Here is a 15,362-nt window from a genome sequence, read left to right as displayed (position 1 = left end):
AAGTGGGCTGGCCACGGCGGCTAATTTACCATTCGGCGCCGAAATGACAATATTTTTGTGATGCGCATCACGAATTTCATCTTGTGCTGATTCAACGAGGCGGGACAGTGAAGTGCGCCATGTCGATGCCCTTTGCCAGCACAAGCAGACCGCTATTTGCGCTGATCGCTCACATTTTTGCGTGATTGACTGTATTATCGTTGTCCTCTTCCCAGGCCCGCAGATGGGGCCCCGACAATTTCCATGCAGGTAAGGAGTCCCGACGTGGCACAGCTCAGTTCTCTGTCTCCCAAGTTGATTTGGCAATTCTTCGAGCAGATCTGCTCCATCCCCCACCCCTCCAAGCACGAAGCCCAGCTCAGCGCCTGGATAGTGCAGTGGGCCCAGGGAGAAGGCCTGGCGGTCAAACAGGACGCCGTCGGCAACATCATCATCAAGAAACCTGCCACGCCGGGAATGGAAAACCGCAAGGCCGTGGTGCTGCAAGCCCACATCGACATGGTGCCCCAGGCCAACGCGGACACCCAGCACGACTTCACCAAGGATCCCATCGATGCCTACATCGACGGCGAATGGGTCACCGCCCGCGGCACCACCCTGGGTGCCGACAACGGCATGGGCATGGCGGGTTGTCTGGCCGTGCTGGCCGACAAGAGCATCAAGCACGGCCCGCTGGAAGTGCTGCTGACCACGGACGAAGAGACAGGCATGACCGGCGCCTTCGGTCTGGAAGCGGGCTGGCTGGAGGGCGAGATCCTGCTCAACACCGACTCCGAAGAGGATGGCGAGGTCTACATGGGCTGCGCCGGCGGGGTGGATGCCAATATCCGCTTCCCCCTGGAGCGGGTCGCCGCCGCTGAAGGCGAAGGCTTCGAGCTGCAGGTCAAGGGGCTGCGCGGCGGTCACTCCGGGGTCGACATCCACCGCGGTCGCGGCAACGCCAACAAGCTGCTGGTGCGCCTGCTCAAGGCCGCCGAGCCGCTCGGCCTGCGTCTGGCCGAGCTCCACGGTGGCACCCTGCGCAACGCCATCCCGCGCGAGGCCCGCGCCAGCCTGCTGGTGCCCGCCGCCAGCGTCAACGAGTTCAAGGCCCTGGTCGACCGTTACACCGGCATCTATCAGAGCGAGCTGGCCGCCACCGAAGCCAACCTGACCGTGCTGCTCACCGCCCGGGACAAACCGGCCCAGCTGATGAGCGAAAGCCTGCAGTCCCGCCTGCTGGACGCCCTGATGGCCTGCCCGAACGGGGTGATGCGCATGAGCGACGCCATTCCGGGCGTCACCGAGACCTCCACCAACCTGGGCGTCATCAAGACACTCGACGGTGAGGTGTACGTGCAGTGCCTGATCCGCTCCCTCATCGACTCCGGTCGCGAGAGCATCGAGCAGATGACCCGCTCCCTGTTCACCCTGGCCGGCGCCAGCTGCGAGTTTACCGGCGCCTACCCGGGCTGGGCACCGAACGTGGACTCCCCTGTGATGGCACTGGTGCGCAGCAGCTACCAGACCCTGTTTGGCGAGATGCCGAACGTCATGGTGATCCACGCCGGCCTGGAATGCGGCCTGTTCAAGAGCGCCTATCCGGACTGGGACATGGTCTCCTTCGGCCCGACCATCCGCGGCGCCCACGCGCCGGGCGAGAAGGTGCACATCCCGGCGGTCGAGCGTTTCTGGCAACTGCTGGTCCACGTGCTGGAACATATCCCCGCCAAGTAAACAGCCGCGTCACCTCGACAACAAAGATGCCCCGCCCCGTGCGGGGCATCTTTTTGGCTGCCCCTCCCGGCCTGCCAGTTTTTGCCCAGCCTTCGCCCTCCCAACCGCGACCCGGGCTTGAAATCGTATCCATAAGCAACCCTGCTTTTGAAAACCTTTTCCATGATTTATGTAAATTTACAACACAAAAAGTTGATCCAGGTCACATAAGGCCATAGGATCAAACCGTGACCCAGGTCACACGCAACCGATGAACACCAACCGATGAGGTGAATATATGTTTGAGAACCTGGCAGTGCTGTTCCACCTGAAGGGTGCAACCAGCAAGAAAGGCGTCGAAGAGAAAGACACTTATGCGCCTGCAACCCGCAACTACTACTTCCGCTATGGCGCCTGATGTCGTCCGTCCGGAAGTTGAAGTTAGCAACGTAATAAAACTACAAAACAATCCAGCAATCCACACAACAGCCACCCCTTCGGGGCGCTGTCCTGCCCGGGCCAGATGTTCCACGGCCAAACCTGAACTCCAACCATGAAGATGGGGCCTGCAGGCCCCATTTTTTTATTGCTTGTCCCCCGTGCCATCTTGCTGCGATGCGGGCACCGGCATCATATCGCCTTTCCCAGCGGCACCGCCTCCGCCGGGGCCAGGGGGAAATGGCAGGCCACCTGATGAGCCGCACCGCCGCACGGCTCCAGATCGGGTGACGTGGTGCGGCACAACTCAGTCGCATAGGGGCAGCGCTGATGGAAGTGGCAGCCGCTCGGCGGCGAGATGGGGGACGGCACGTCCCCGGTCAGCAGGATGCGCTGGCTGCGCCTGCGGGGATCCGGCACCGGGATGGCGGAGATCAGAGCCTGGGTATAGGGGTGACGGGGGGCCAGATAGAGCTGCTGGGCCTCTGCCAGCTCGACGATCCGGCCCAGATACATGACCGCAATCCTGTCGGAGATGTGCTTGACCACCGACAGGTCGTGGGCGATGAAGATGATGGCCAGGTTCATCTCCCGCTGCAGGGTGAGCAGCAGGTTCACTATCTGGGACTGCACCGAGACGTCGAGGGCCGACACCGCCTCGTCGCACACCAGCAGCTTGGGCTTGAGGGCGATGGCCCGTGCGATGCCGATGCGCTGGCGCTGGCCTCCCGAGAACTCGTGGGGATAGCGATCCGCCGCGCTGCCGGGCAGCCCCACCTTGTCCAGCAGCTCCTGCACCCATGCACGCCGCTGTTCGGCGTTGCCCTTGCCGTGGATGATGAAGGGCTCCTCCAGGAGCTGCCCCACGGTGTGGCGGCCGTTGAGGGATTCCGCAGGATCCTGGAACACGACCTGCATCTCCTGGCGCAGGGAGCGCATCTCCCTGGGCGAGAGGTGGGTGATGTCGCGCCCCTCGAAGGTGATGGAGCCGGCGGTCGGCTCGAACAGCTTGAGCAGGGAGCGCCCCAGGGTGGACTTGCCGCACCCCGACTCCCCCACCAGGCCGAGGGTCTCCCCCTGCCGGAGATCGAAGCTGATGCCATCCACCGCATAGACGGTGTATTGCTTGCGCAGGAAGCCGCCGCCCATCTTGAAGTGCTGTTTCAGATCCCGTATGGACAACAAGGTGCTCATGACGCTCTCCCCCCACCGCTTGGGAGGCACAGTGGCGATGCCTCTGCCCCGCAGAAGGACGGAGCCCCGTCCCGTACCGGCAACACACGACTCATATGCTCAACTCCTTCCAGTGGTGACAGGCCACGGCGTGGCGAACGCTCAGCTGCTCGGTCACCGGTATGGTCTCCACGCACAGTGCGGTGGCATGGGGGCAACGGTTGGAGAAGCGGCACCCCGCCGGCATCTCGTGCAGGGCGGGCACCTGGCCCTTGATGGTCTTGAGCAGGCTCTTTGGCACATCTTCGAGGCGCGGGATCGAGGCCATCAGACCATGAGTATAGGGATGGCGCGGATGGTCAAACAGCTCGTAGATGTCGGCCCGCTCCACCGCCCTCCCCGCATACATCACCACCACCTCGTCGCACAGCTCCGCCACCACCCCGAGATCGTGGGTGATGAAGATGATGGCCATGCCGGTCTGGGCCTGCAGCGCCTTCATCAGATCCAGGATCTGGGCCTGAATGGTGACGTCCAGCGCCGTGGTCGGCTCGTCGCAGATGAGCAAGTCGGGCTCGCAGGCGAGCGCCATGGCGATCATCACCCGCTGGCGCATGCCCCCCGACAGGTTGTGGGGATAGGCCGAAAACCGCTGGACGGGCTCCGGGATCCCCACCTTCTGCAGCATGGCGATGGCGGCCTCCCGGCGCTGTGCCTTGCTGTAGTCCGGCCTGTGCAGGTGAAACACCTCCATCAGCTGATCCCCGACCGTCTGCACCGGGTTGAGCGCCGTCATGGGCTCCTGGAAGATCATGGAGATGCGGTTGCCGCGCACCCTGTACATCTGATCCGGTGCCAGCGTGAGCAGCTCCTCCCCCTGAAAACGGATGGAGCCTGCCACCACTTGGCCGTGGGGCCTGGGCAGCAGCCCCATGATGGCGAGCGAGGTGACGCTCTTGCCGCAGCCGGACTCGCCGACGATGCCCAGGGTCCTGCCCGGCGCCACGGAAAAACTTACCCCGTCGAGCACCTTTATCTTGCCGTCGTCGACGGCGAACTCCACCTCGAGATCGCGCACCTCCAGGATGGGGGCATGGCGCGGATCCTCATGATGCCTGGCACCGAAAACGGGGGCCTGTGTGTTGGGCATGACTGCTGCTCCCTTCTCAACCACATCAATGACGTGCATAGGTCTTGTCGATCAGCGTGACGGGGGCGAGCGCCTCCCCCTCGGCCTTGGCCTTCCGGGTCTCTTCCTTCACCTTGGGATCGATCCAGAGCAGGCCGCCGCTGCTGTGGGGGTAGCCATCCATGGGCCAGTAGAGCAGATCCGGCGTGTTTCGGGTGGCGGGCACCTCTGGCAGCATCACGTGGCGCCAGCTGCTGGCCCGCACATAGTTGAGCTGGACGCCGGGCACGAAGATGGCGAGATCATAGATGCGCTGCTGGATCTGACGGGAAATCCCGGCCCGCTTGGCCATGTCGAACTCGACGTTGTAGGCGTCGATCAGGGTATCCAGCTCCTTGTCCGCCACGTTGAACAGGTTGTTGGTCTGGGGCTTGTTGGCGTTGTCCGAGTGGAAGGACTCCCAGTATTGCGGGTAGAGACCGCCGCCGCCCCAGCCGAGCCAGGCCGCCTCGTGCTTCTTCTCCAGCATCACCTTGAAGCCGGTGGCACCGTCCACCAGGTTGAGCTCCAGATCCAGGCCCGCCTTCTTGGCCTCTTCTTTGAGCACGGTCAGCCGCTTGGAGTGCTCCTGGCTGGTGTAGGTGAGGGCCAGGGTCAGCCGCTCGCCCTTGTCGTTCTGCAGTATGCCGTCCGGCCCCGGCTTGCCGTAGCCCCCCTTGGCGAAGTACTCCCGCGCCTTGGCGATGTCGTAGGCCCGCTCCGGCAGCGTCATGTCGGTGAACTCGCCAAAACCCGATCCGAAGGTGGTGGCCCTGTCGTAGTCGCCGCGCAGCACCGTCTCGATCATCTTGTCGAGGTTCATGGCGTGCTGGATGCCGAGCCGCACGTTGATGTCCGCCAGCTTGGGATGGCTGACGTTGAGGTGTATCCCCTGCCCGCCCTGCTTGGTGTCGGTCATGGCCATCACCTTCTGCACATAGCCCTTCTTGTACTCCGGGGTGACCGCCTTCTCATGCCACCAGTTCGGCAGGATCATCTCGAAGGTGTCCAGCTCCCCCTTCAGGAAGTGACGGAACGCGATGTTGTGGTCGCGGATCACCTGCACCTTGATGGTGTCGATGTTGAACCTGTGCTGGTTGTAGCGATCGTCCTTTGCCCACCACTCCTTCTGCTTGCTGAAGGTGACGGACTTGCCCTTCTTCACCTCGCTCATCACGTAAGGGCCCGTGGTGGGCACCACGGCCCAGTTGTACTGCTTCACCCAGTTCGGGCCCATCTTGTAGTAGTGCTTGGGCTGGGGCCACAGCTCCGTGGTGTTGAGGAGATCCAGCTTGGCCTTGCGGCTGCCCGCCTTGACTAGGATGGTGTGGTCGTCGATCTTCTCCACCGCCACCACTTCGGTGGTGTAGTAGTTGTTGAACCAGGGCCCCTTGATGTCCTTGGAGCGCATCATCTCGTAGCCGAAGGTGTAGTCATCGGCGGTGACCGGCTTGCCGTCGGACCATTTGGCGCGGGGATCCAGCTTGAAGTAGACGGTCTGGCTGTCCGGCGCTATGGCCCAGGCACTCGCGAGCGAGGGAATGGGGTTGCCCGTATTGGGGTGAAAGCTGATGAGCCTCAGCTGGTTGTCCTGGATGAAGGAGCGGAACGAGCCGTTGGAGTCGGGCCCCACGGTGCGAAACGTCAGCGGGAAGCTGTCGACGAAGAGGTTGAGGGTGCCGCCGGGCAGCGCCTTGGGCGAGGCGAACACGGGGTCGGTGTCGTTGGTCTCCCACTTGAGATCCGCAGGCAGGCTGGCCGCCCACACCCAGGATCCGTTCACCAGCAGAAAAATAGCACCTATCCATTTGATTTTATTGTTCATGTTTGACTTCCTGGTCATGCCCCTGCACTGGGGGCTTATTCATCAAGGGTTCTGTCAACGCGGCCTGGCATGGCGCCGCGCCTCACTGATAACGGGTAAATTTGCGCGGATCGAACGCCTCCCGGATGGCCTCGCCGATGAAGGAGACCATGATGAGCACCAGGCTCACCGCCGCCACCACCGAGCTCACTATCCAGATGGCATCCAGGTTGTTGATCCCCTGGGAGAGCAGCTCCCCCCAGCTCGGGGTCGGCGGCGCCAGGCCGAAGCCCAGATAGTCCAGCGCCGTCAGGGTAGAGATGTTGCCCACCACGGCAAACGGCGCCAGGGTGACGATCATCATCAGGGTGTTGGGTAGAATGTGGTGGAAGATGATGCGCCCCGTGCCCGCCCCCTGGGCCCGCGCCGCCATCACATAGTCCCGCGCCCGCTCCTTGTAGGTGAGGGTGCGCATGTACCAGGTGATCCCCATCCAGCCGAACAGCACGTTGATGCCGACGAAGAGGCCGAAATTCGGCTTGGCCAGGGACACCAGGATCATGATGACGTAGAGGAAGGGCACCTGGGACCAGATCTCGATAAAGCGCTGCAGAATGAGATCGAAACGGCCGCCGAGGAAGCCCATCATGCAGCCGATGCTGACCCCGATGACATAGCTCGCCACCAGCGCGATGAAGGCGAAGCCGATGGCGATGCGAAAGCCGTAGACCAGCCGTGCCAGCACGTCGCGACCGCTGGTGTCGGTGCCGAGGAAGTGGCGCTCCGTGAGGCTAGGCGCATAGGGCGGATAGGCCTCCTCCTTGAAGTCCTGCTCATAGGGGTTCCAGGGCACCAGGGGCAGCAGCACCCAGTCTCCCTTGTCCTCTTGCTCCAGCTTGGCTTGCAGTTGGCGGTAGTTGGTCTCGTACTCGTAGTCGAGCCCGAAGTGCTGCCCCGGGATCACGTCGCCATAGGTGGGGAAGTAGAGCTCCCCCTGATAGCTCACCGCCAGCGCCCGGCTGTTGACCAGGAGCTCCGCCAGCAGGGAGATGACCACCAGGGCCGAGAAGATGACAAAGGAGTAGTAACCGCGCTTGATGGACTTGAAGCGCTTGAGTTTTTTCAAGGTAACCGGATTGAGCTGCATGGTTATTCTCCAAACCGCACGCGGGGATCCACAGGAGGTGCAACGCAGATATCGGAGACGATAGGGCGTGACATCGGCATGAGAAGAGAGATCAGATTCATCCTCAGTCTCCAAATCTGACACGGGGGTCGACCAGGGCCACGCAGATGTCGGAGACGATGTTGCCCACCAGCATCAGCATGGAGGTGATGGCCAGGATGCCCATGACGGTGGGGTAATCCCGCTCCACGATGGCCTCGTAGCCGAGCAGGCCGATGCCGTCGATGTTGAAGATGGTCTCGATGAGGAAGGAGCCGCCGAAGAAGACGGTGAGCACGGACCCCAGGTGGCTCGCGATGGGGATCAGGCTGTTGCGCATGGCGTGGTCGGTGACCGCCTTGCGAAACGGCAACCCCTTGGCCACGGCGGTGCGCACGTAGTCCGCCGACAGGTTCTCCATCAGGCTGTTCTTCATGGTCATGGTGAGGATGGCAAAATCCCCGATGGCGTAGGCGATGAGGGGCAGCAGGGCGTGGGCGAAGAGGGTGCGGATCTGATCCCAGCGGCTCTCCATGTACTCGAAATCGTCCCCCGGGAAGCCCCCCATGGGCAGCCACTCCAGATGGAAGGCGAAGACGGTGATGAGGAAGATCCCCACCACGTAGGCGGGCAGCGCATAGGCCATGTAGATGAGCATGGAGCTCAGCGAATCGAAGCGGCTGTTGTGCCTGAGCGCCTTGGCCACCCCGAGCGGAATGGAGACGGCATAGCTCAGCAGGAAGGTCGCCAGCCCGAAGAAGGCGGTCACCGGCAGCCGCTCCTTGATGAGATCCCACACCGGCTCGTAGTAACGGGTCGACTCGCCGAGATCCAGCACCGCCAGCTTCTGCAGCCACTCCCAATAGGCGATCAGCATGGGCTTGTCGAGGCCGTAGAAGGCCTTGAGCTCCTCGATCTGCTCGTCGGAGAGCGCCTGCGCCCCCTTGCTGCCGCTGGAGCGGCCGGACTCGTTCTGCGAGACCTGGGCCTGCAGCAGCATGCGCTCGACCGGACCACCCGGCACGAAACGGGTGATGGTGAAGACGAGCAGGGTGATCCCGAGAAACGTCGGGATGATCAGAAGCATCCGACGTAAGAAATACGACAGCATGTGGAACCTCGTCCTTGTTGTTCTTTTATGGCCAGTCACATCCGGTGACAGGCCTGTCCTTCCTGGCATTACTCGCTGAATTGACTGGCATTGGCAGACAATCCGGCCTGGTCACTGTAAAAGCTCTGCAACAAAAATCAAGTAGAACCAAGCCAGCGATCATGGCATCCCTCCCGCAGCATATCTCGCCGATGATTTTTTTCAAAAAAACCAACTTCAATATAAAAAACTGCTACACCATCCTCTTTAACTTGTTTTTAATTATTAAAAAATTAATTACACACCCGTTTAAAGAATTGCAAAGCACAATAAAAACAACAAGATAAAAACCAATCATCGCCCTCTTTATTTTACCTGTAGAAGAAGAGGGATATATCCATGGAGATCAGACCAGCTCAAAACGGCCTCCCGCAGAAAGGCAGATGAATATACTGTAAAAGTATGGGTTAACGATATTGATCCTGGCGAGACAGGCGAGTTATCGATAAGTTCAAAAATAATAAATAAAATTGCAAAGATCGAAATTAACAACATCTTTACACAATCTTGATTGATATTTTCGGAATAAAACGCCAAAAACAATCCATCAATCATAGATAGTCATCTGATTCCCTGCTTCATCCCCATCCTCGCCGCTCCATTTGACGTCCGTCATCAAACCTTGATAAGCCTTACGCACCGCTCCAACGAGGGCGGTAATGGAAGCAAACAAAAAACAATCAGGAAGGATACTAGCCATGCTTAGGAAAAGCAGACTCTCTGCTGCCGTAGCGTTTGCCTTGGCGAGCGCGGCAGTTGTGGCCACCCCTGTCCTGGCCGAAGAGGGCCAGAACGTCGAAAAACTGCAAAAAATCAAGGTTACCGGCTCGCGGATCTCCCGGGTCGACGTGGAGGGGGCCACCCCGGTCGTCTCCGTGACCAAGGCAAAGATCGAGCAGTCAGGTCAGCAGACCGTCGCCGATTACCTCAAGCAAGCCTCCTACAACTCCTTTGGCGGCGTCTCCCCGGCCTCCGGCAGCTCCTTCCAGTCCCAATCCACCGTCGGCCTGCGCGGCCTGGGTTCAGAGCGCACCCTGGTCCTGCTGAACGGCAAGCGGGTGGCGGGCTCCCCCACCATGGGTGGCACCTCCATCAACCTCAACACCATCCCCATGGCCGCCGTTGAACGGGTCGAGGTCAACCTGGACGGCGGCTCCGCCATCTACGGTTCCGACGCCATCGGCGGCGTCATCAACGTGGTGCTCAAAGAGGGCTACGAAGGCCTGACCTTCCAGGGTCGCCTCGGCTCCCCGACCGAAGAGGGCGGTGACGAGAAGAGCGGCTCCATGGTCGCGGGGATCAACGGCGAGAAGGGCTCGCTGATGGCGGTCTACGAGCACGACAAGAAGGACGTGATCTACAGCCGTGATCGCGACTATCTCGCCAAGCAGGGCAACGATGCCCCCAGCCCCTACGGTCGCAACGTGGAAGGGATCACCGGCCTCGATGCCAACGGGGATCCCATCTGGAAATACGGCCCCCTGGCCGGCGCCACCAATGCCGACGGCACCTGCAAAGAACCCTTCATCGGCTTCGAGGGCGGCTGCAACTTCAACTATGGCCAGGTCGCGGCCACCACCGCCTCCCGCAGCCGTGACACCCTCTACGTGAACGGTCGCTACCACATCAACGACACCGTGGACTTCGTGCCGCAGCTCATCGGCTCCCGGGTCGAGAGCTTCGGTCGCTTCGCCCCCGCCGCCGGCGCCTTCACCATAGATCCGGCCAACCCGAAGAACGCCCAGTTCTTCACCGACAACGGCCTGGATGCCGCCGCCACCCAGGGTCTGGGTGAGGCAGCCTACGCCTACTACCGCTTCAGCAACGTCGGTCCCCGTGACAACTACGTGACTGACGTGACCGGCAGCATGAACCTCGGCTTCGAGGGCACTGTCACCACGGAAAGTGTCGGCGACATGCAGTGGAACGCCGGCTACATGTACTCCAAGACCGACAACAAGGAGAACGGCACCGGCTACGTGCTGAAGTCCGCCGCCCAGCAGGCGGTTGCCGACGGCAAGTTCGTGGGGGGCGAGTTTGACGCCAATACCACGGCCTCCATGGCCGCCGACACCAGCCGCCGTTCCACCATGGACTTCTACCAGTGGTACGCCGGTGTCCAGTGGGACATGGGCGAGCTGCCGGCCGGTCCGGTCAGCTGGTACGCGGGCGCCGAGTACAACGACTGGGTCTACAGCGACAAGTACGATGCCCAGTCCGAGGCCGGCAACATCATCGGCTCCGCCGGCAACTCCTCCGGTGGGGTGCGCGACGTAACAGCCGCCTACATCGAGTCCCTGGTGCCCATCACCGAGCAGGTCGAGCTGAACGTGGCCGGCCGCTTCGATGATTACAGCGACTTCGGCAGCGCCTTCTCGCCCAAGGCGAGCCTGCGCTACCAGCCGCTGGACAACCTGATGCTGCGTACCTCCTGGTCCCGCTCGTTCCGCGCCCCCAGCCTGAGCGATCTCTACGCGGCAGATTCGGAGTCCGCCGACTGGGCCAAGGACTATGTCTACTGCGAGGCGAACGGCATCTCGGCCGCCGACTGCCCGAACCGCCAGTACACCACCACCCGCACCGCCAACGAAAATCTGAAGGAAGAGACCGCGGATACCTGGAACTTCGGGGTGGCCTACAGCCCGCTGGACGACCTGAACCTCTCCCTGGACTACTACACCATCAAGATCGAGGACGTGATCCAGCTGAACTCCCTGCAGTCCGTCATCTATGACGAGCTGAACAACGGCGGCTCCAGCAACATAGTCCGCAACAGCCAGGGCAAGATCAGCAGCGCCATCGCCCCCATGGTCAACCTCGGCACCCTGAACACCAGCGGCCTGGATCTGAAGCTGGATTACCGTTACGACCTGAACGCCGCCACCATCCGCTACGACCTGGGCGGTACCTACATCCTGGAGTACAAGGAAGGTCTGTACGCCGGTGGCCCCGTCATCGACAAGATCGGCCAGAACGGTCTGCCGCAGCTGCGCTTCAGCTCCGGCGTGGGCGTCAACGTTCCCCAGTGGTGGAACATGGATACCTACCTGAGCGCGAACTACATCGACTCCCAGAGCCAGGACTACATCGCCGACACCGGTGAGGAAGTGGGTCACATCGCGTCCCAGACCACCTGGAACCTGAACGTCGGCGTGGATGCCCCCTGGGATGGCAAGATCCAGGTCGGGGTGAAGAACATGTTCAACGTGGGCCCGTCCCTCGAGAGCGATGGCTTTACCTATGACGAGGATCTCTACAGCATCGACGGCCGCATCTACTACCTCGACTACAGCCAGAAGTTCTAATCCACCAGCAGATGACAAGCCGGCCCGGTCGGGCCGGCTTTGCCCCATGCCCCAAGGAAGTTACGGAGATAGGGTAATCCTATGAAAACAAGGACAATTACAATGAAGAAAGCGCTCCTCGGCAGCCTGGTTTCGGCTGCCTTGCTGACCAGCTTCAATCTGAGTGCCGCCACCGCCGGTCAGGCCGTGGACGCTCAAGCCGCCACCGACAATGCCTCCAAAGTTTCCCAGCAGAAGATCGACAGCTACGCCGACTCTGCCGAGTCAGCCCTGGCCCAGTACAAGGCCGCCCTGCGCCAGGTCGACAGCCTGCGCACCTACAACGAGCAGGTGGGCAAGATGGTCGAGTCCCAGAGTGCCGAGCTCGCCTCCATGCAGAAGCAGATCGCCCAGATCGACCAGACCAGCACCGAAGTGGTACCCCTGATGCTCAAGATGATCGACTCCCTCGATCAGTTCGTGGCCCTGGACCTGCCGTTCCAGAAGGTCGAGCGGGAGGACCGCGTGGCGGCCCTGACCGATCTCATGAACCGGGCCGACGTCACCATCTCCGAGAAGTACCGCAAGATCCTCGAGGCCTACCAGATCGAAGAGGGCTTCAGCCGCACCATCGAAGCCTACAAGGCGAGCCTGGACAAGGATGGCGGCGAGAAGACCTACGAGTTCCTGCGCGTGGGTCGCATCGCCCTGCTCTACCAGTCCCCGGATGGCAATGAGACCGGCATGTGGAACAAGAAGACCCGCCAGTGGGAGGAGCTGCCCCAGGAGTATCGCAGCGCGGTTGAACAGGGCCTTCGCATCGCCAAGAAGCAGGCACCTCCCGCCCTCATCAAGCTGCCGGTTCAAACTGCGGAGAAAGCATCATGAAAGGAATCAAACTTGCCATCGCCTCGCTGATCGCGGGCGCCACCCTGGTCACCCTGCCGGTGACCGCCGCCGAGAAGCCGGTGGATCTCAATGCCCTGCTCAATCAGGTCAAGGCCGCCAGCACCAGCGAGTCCCAGCTCAACAAGGAGCGGGAAGCCCGCTTCCTGGCCGACAAGAACGAGCAGACCGCCCTGCTGGCCAAGGCCAAGGCGGAGCTGGCCGCCGAGGTTGCCAAGGGCGAACAGCTCAAGGCCACCTTCGATGCCAACGACAAGCAGCTCACCGAGCTGACCGAGACCCTGCGCCAGCGCTCCGGCAACATGGGCGAGATGTTCGGCGTGCTGCGCCAGTTCGCCGGCGAGTTCAAGGGGATCTTCAACGCCTCCGCCCGCCGGGTCAAGCATCCCGAGCAGACCGCCCTGCTGACCCGTCTGGCCGAGAGCAAGGAGCTCCCCTCCAGCGACGACCTGACCGCCTTCTGGACCACCACCCTCAGCCGCATGGTCGACGGTGGCAAGGTGAGCCAGATCCCGGCGACCGTGGTCTACGGCGAGGGCAACCAGGCCGAGAAGACGGTCACCCAGATCGGCGAGTTCAACACCGTCTCCGAGGGCAAGTACCTCACCTTCGTGCCGGAGACCGGCAAGTTCGAGCAGTTGCCCCGCCAGCCCGACAAGGCGGTACTGGAGCCCGTGGCCGACTTTGAGCAGGGTGACGGCAGCGTCAAGCCCGTCTTCATCGATCCGTCCCGCGGCGTGATCCTCTCCCTGCTGGTGCAGTCCCCGACCCTGAAGGAACGGATCGACCAGGGGGGTGAAGTGGGTTACGTCATCATGGTGCTCGGCGTGCTCGGGACCCTGCTGGCCCTGTTCTGCGGTGCCCGCCTCTCCCTCATCGGCGGCGCCATGCGCAAGCAGCTCAAATCCGAGCAGGTCATCAAGGGCAACCCCATCGGCGAGATGCTGGTGGCCTACCAGGAGCACCGCGGTGACAACATCGAGGATCTGGAGTCCAAGCTCGACGAGATCATCCTGCGCAACGTGCCCAAGTTCGAGAAGGGCATCAGCATCATCAAGCTGATCGCCTCGGTCGCCCCGCTGCTGGGTCTGCTGGGTACCGTGGTGGGGATGATCGCCACCTTCCAGGCCATCACCCTGTTCGGCACCGGCGATCCCAAGCTGATGGCGGGCGGCATCTCCGAGGCCCTGGTGACAACCATGCAGGGTCTGGTCGTGGCCGTGCCCATGCTGTTCCTCTACACCATAGTGCAGACCCAGAGCCGCCGTCTCATCCAGGTCCTGGAAGAGCAGAGCGCCGGCTTCGTCGCCCGCTATCAGGAACGCCTGCACGCCGCCAAGGCCGCAGCCTAAGGAGTCACCCATGTGGTTCTGGTTGATTGAAGAAGTCGAGTCGGTCCGCCGGTTTCTGGGATTGGGGGGCGACGTGCTGGTCGCCCTGTTCTTCCTGACCCTGATGATGTGGGCCCTGCTGCTGGAGCGCTGGTTCTACTTCAGGGCGGTCTACCCCAAGCAGGTGAAGCAGACCAAGGCCGCCTGGCTGGCCCGCACCGATCACCTCTCCTGGTCCGCCAAACAGATCCGCCGCGAGCTGGTCTCCCGGGTCGCCATGGCGGTGGACAAGGGGATGCCGGTCATCAAGGTGCTGATCGCCCTCTGCCCGCTGATGGGGCTGCTCGGGACCGTGGTCGGCATGGTGCAGGTGTTCGACACCCTGGCCATCACAGGCACCGGGTCGCCGCGCGCCATGGCCTCGGGGATCTCCAAGGCGACGGTGCCGACCATGGCGGGCATGATTGCCGCCCTTTCCGGCCTGTTTTTTGTCAACCAGCTCGATCACAAGGCCAAGTTGGCGGTGCAGAAGCTGGAAGACAACCTGAAACACGGCTGATGCAGGATGCACATCCCCGGCAGGCCCTGACCCGCCGGGGCACAGAACAAGCAAGGAGTTTTTTGCCATGAGAAAACGTCACAGCGACAGCGGTGCGGACGAGGCGGCCATCGATTTGACCCCCATGCTGGACATAGTGTTCATCATGCTGATCTTCTTCATCGTCACCACCTCGTTCGTCAAGGAGTCCGGCGTGGAGATCAACCGCCCGAGCGCCAGCACGGCCGAGACGGTGAAGAAGGGGAACATCATGGTCGCGGTCCGCGAGAACGGTCAGGTCTGGGTCGACAAACGGGTCGTCGAGGTGGGCGCGGTGCGCGCCAACATCGAGCGGCTGCGGGCGGAGAACCCGGAGAGCGCCGTGGTGATCCAGGCCGATACCGAGTCCCGTTCCGGGCTGGTGGTCCAGGTCATGGATCAGATCCGCATGGCCGGTGTCCAGAACATCTCCATCGCGGCAAGCAAGAGCAGCTGATGCCGGAGCGAGCCCTATGAGATACCTGATATCGTTGGCGGTCTCCTGCGTGGTGGTGTTCTTCCTGTTCCTGGGAATGAACAAGCTCATCACGCCGGATCACCGGGAGCTGACGGAGAGGGAGGACGTCACCATGACCGACTTCATCCGCCTCAAGCCTCAGGAGACCCTGCAAGAGAAGCAACGGGAACTGCCCAAGCCGCCGCCCCCGAAC

At 62.0% G+C, this 15,362-nt stretch carries 12 protein-coding genes and 1 pseudogene; 8 read left to right on the top strand and 5 right to left on the bottom strand.

Going from position 1 to position 15,362, the window contains the following annotated elements; all coding sequences use genetic code 11:
• The first annotated feature begins 264 nt into the window (after nt 1-264).
• Nucleotides 265-1,716: an aminoacyl-histidine dipeptidase gene (locus BN1132_RS17660; RefSeq protein ID WP_042079127.1), complete on the top strand. Its 1,452-nt coding sequence runs from the start codon at nt 265-267 to the stop codon at nt 1,714-1,716.
• A 609-nt stretch (nt 1,717-2,325) separates the two neighbouring features.
• On the opposite strand, the gene BN1132_RS17655 is transcribed toward BN1132_RS17660, so the two are convergent.
• The 5 genes from BN1132_RS17655 to BN1132_RS17635 form a co-directional block, all read right to left on the bottom strand.
• Nucleotides 2,326-3,327 (bottom strand): ABC transporter ATP-binding protein, encoded by a 1,002-nt coding sequence (locus BN1132_RS17655; protein WP_042079126.1) that lies wholly within the window; start codon nt 3,325-3,327, stop codon nt 2,326-2,328.
• Nucleotides 3,328-3,418: 91 nt separating this feature from the next.
• Nucleotides 3,419-4,456: an ABC transporter ATP-binding protein gene (locus tag BN1132_RS17650; protein WP_042079125.1), complete on the bottom strand. Its 1,038-nt coding sequence runs from the start codon at nt 4,454-4,456 to the stop codon at nt 3,419-3,421.
• Nucleotides 4,457-4,481: 25 nt separating this feature from the next.
• Nucleotides 4,482-6,299 carry an extracellular solute-binding protein gene (locus BN1132_RS17645; protein ID WP_042079124.1) on the bottom strand — a complete coding sequence of 606 codons (1,818 nt, stop codon included), beginning with the start codon at nt 6,297-6,299 and terminating at the stop codon, nt 4,482-4,484.
• Nucleotides 6,300-6,381: 82 nt separating this feature from the next.
• Nucleotides 6,382-7,425, bottom strand: a complete 1,044-nt coding sequence (locus BN1132_RS17640) for an ABC transporter permease (protein ID WP_042079123.1) — start codon at nt 7,423-7,425, stop codon at nt 6,382-6,384.
• A gap of 103 nt (nt 7,426-7,528) precedes the next feature.
• A complete protein-coding gene (locus BN1132_RS17635; protein WP_042079122.1) occupies nt 7,529-8,554 on the bottom strand; it encodes an ABC transporter permease subunit in 1,026 nt (341 codons plus the stop codon).
• 14 nt (nt 8,555-8,568) lie between these two features.
• Between BN1132_RS17635 and BN1132_RS20085 the strand changes: the two genes are divergently transcribed.
• The 7 genes and pseudogenes from BN1132_RS20085 to BN1132_RS17605 all read left to right on the top strand — a co-directional run.
• Nucleotides 8,569-8,880 carry a hypothetical protein gene (locus BN1132_RS20085; RefSeq protein ID WP_157005480.1) on the top strand — a complete coding sequence of 104 codons (312 nt, stop codon included), beginning with the start codon at nt 8,569-8,571 and terminating at the stop codon, nt 8,878-8,880.
• 411 nt (nt 8,881-9,291) lie between these two features.
• Complete coding sequence (locus BN1132_RS17630; protein WP_042079121.1) at nt 9,292-11,898, top strand: TonB-dependent receptor plug domain-containing protein; 2,607 nt, start codon at nt 9,292-9,294, stop codon at nt 11,896-11,898.
• A 102-nt stretch (nt 11,899-12,000) separates the two neighbouring features.
• A complete protein-coding gene (locus BN1132_RS17625; protein WP_042079120.1) occupies nt 12,001-12,765 on the top strand; it encodes a DUF3450 domain-containing protein in 765 nt (254 codons plus the stop codon).
• Nucleotides 12,762-14,135, top strand: coding sequence for a MotA/TolQ/ExbB proton channel family protein (locus tag BN1132_RS17620; RefSeq protein ID WP_042079119.1), 1,374 nt, complete (start codon nt 12,762-12,764; stop codon nt 14,133-14,135). The genes BN1132_RS17625 and BN1132_RS17620 overlap by 4 nt, the downstream gene beginning before the upstream one ends.
• Nucleotides 14,136-14,145: 10 nt before the next feature.
• Entirely contained in the window at nt 14,146-14,673 is a 528-nt protein-coding gene (locus BN1132_RS17615; RefSeq protein WP_042079118.1) for a MotA/TolQ/ExbB proton channel family protein, read from the top strand.
• Between the two features lie 67 nt (nt 14,674-14,740).
• On the top strand, nt 14,741-15,148 hold the full coding sequence (locus tag BN1132_RS17610; RefSeq protein WP_005327075.1) for an ExbD/TolR family protein: 408 nt from the start codon (nt 14,741-14,743) through the stop codon (nt 15,146-15,148).
• A 16-nt stretch (nt 15,149-15,164) separates the two neighbouring features.
• Nucleotides 15,165-15,362: pseudogene (locus BN1132_RS17605) on the top strand (sugar ABC transporter substrate-binding protein); the annotation flags it as partial.

It is taken from the genome of Aeromonas sanarellii (genome assembly GCF_000820085.1).
Lineage (GTDB): Bacteria > Pseudomonadota > Gammaproteobacteria > Enterobacterales > Aeromonadaceae > Aeromonas > Aeromonas sanarellii.
This window is presented reverse-complemented; position numbering and strand designations above follow the sequence as displayed.

Excerpts from the sequence above, each read along its gene's own strand:
- BN1132_RS17650 (WP_042079125.1), bottom strand. The coding sequence starts at position 4,456 with ATGCCCAACACACAGGCCCCCGTTTTCGGTGCCAGGCATCATGAGGAT.
- BN1132_RS17620 (WP_042079119.1), top strand. The coding sequence starts at position 12,762 with ATGAAAGGAATCAAACTTGCCATCGCCTCGCTGATCGCGGGCGCCACC.
- BN1132_RS17645 (WP_042079124.1), bottom strand. The coding sequence starts at position 6,299 with ATGAACAATAAAATCAAATGGATAGGTGCTATTTTTCTGCTGGTGAAC.
- BN1132_RS17655 (WP_042079126.1), bottom strand. The coding sequence starts at position 3,327 with ATGAGCACCTTGTTGTCCATACGGGATCTGAAACAGCACTTCAAGATG.
- BN1132_RS17615 (WP_042079118.1), top strand. The coding sequence starts at position 14,146 with ATGTGGTTCTGGTTGATTGAAGAAGTCGAGTCGGTCCGCCGGTTTCTG.
- BN1132_RS17630 (WP_042079121.1), top strand. The coding sequence starts at position 9,292 with ATGCTTAGGAAAAGCAGACTCTCTGCTGCCGTAGCGTTTGCCTTGGCG.
- BN1132_RS17635 (WP_042079122.1), bottom strand. The coding sequence starts at position 8,554 with ATGCTGTCGTATTTCTTACGTCGGATGCTTCTGATCATCCCGACGTTT.
- BN1132_RS17640 (WP_042079123.1), bottom strand. The coding sequence starts at position 7,425 with ATGCAGCTCAATCCGGTTACCTTGAAAAAACTCAAGCGCTTCAAGTCC.
- BN1132_RS17610 (WP_005327075.1), top strand. The coding sequence starts at position 14,741 with ATGAGAAAACGTCACAGCGACAGCGGTGCGGACGAGGCGGCCATCGAT.
- BN1132_RS17625 (WP_042079120.1), top strand. The coding sequence starts at position 12,001 with ATGAAGAAAGCGCTCCTCGGCAGCCTGGTTTCGGCTGCCTTGCTGACC.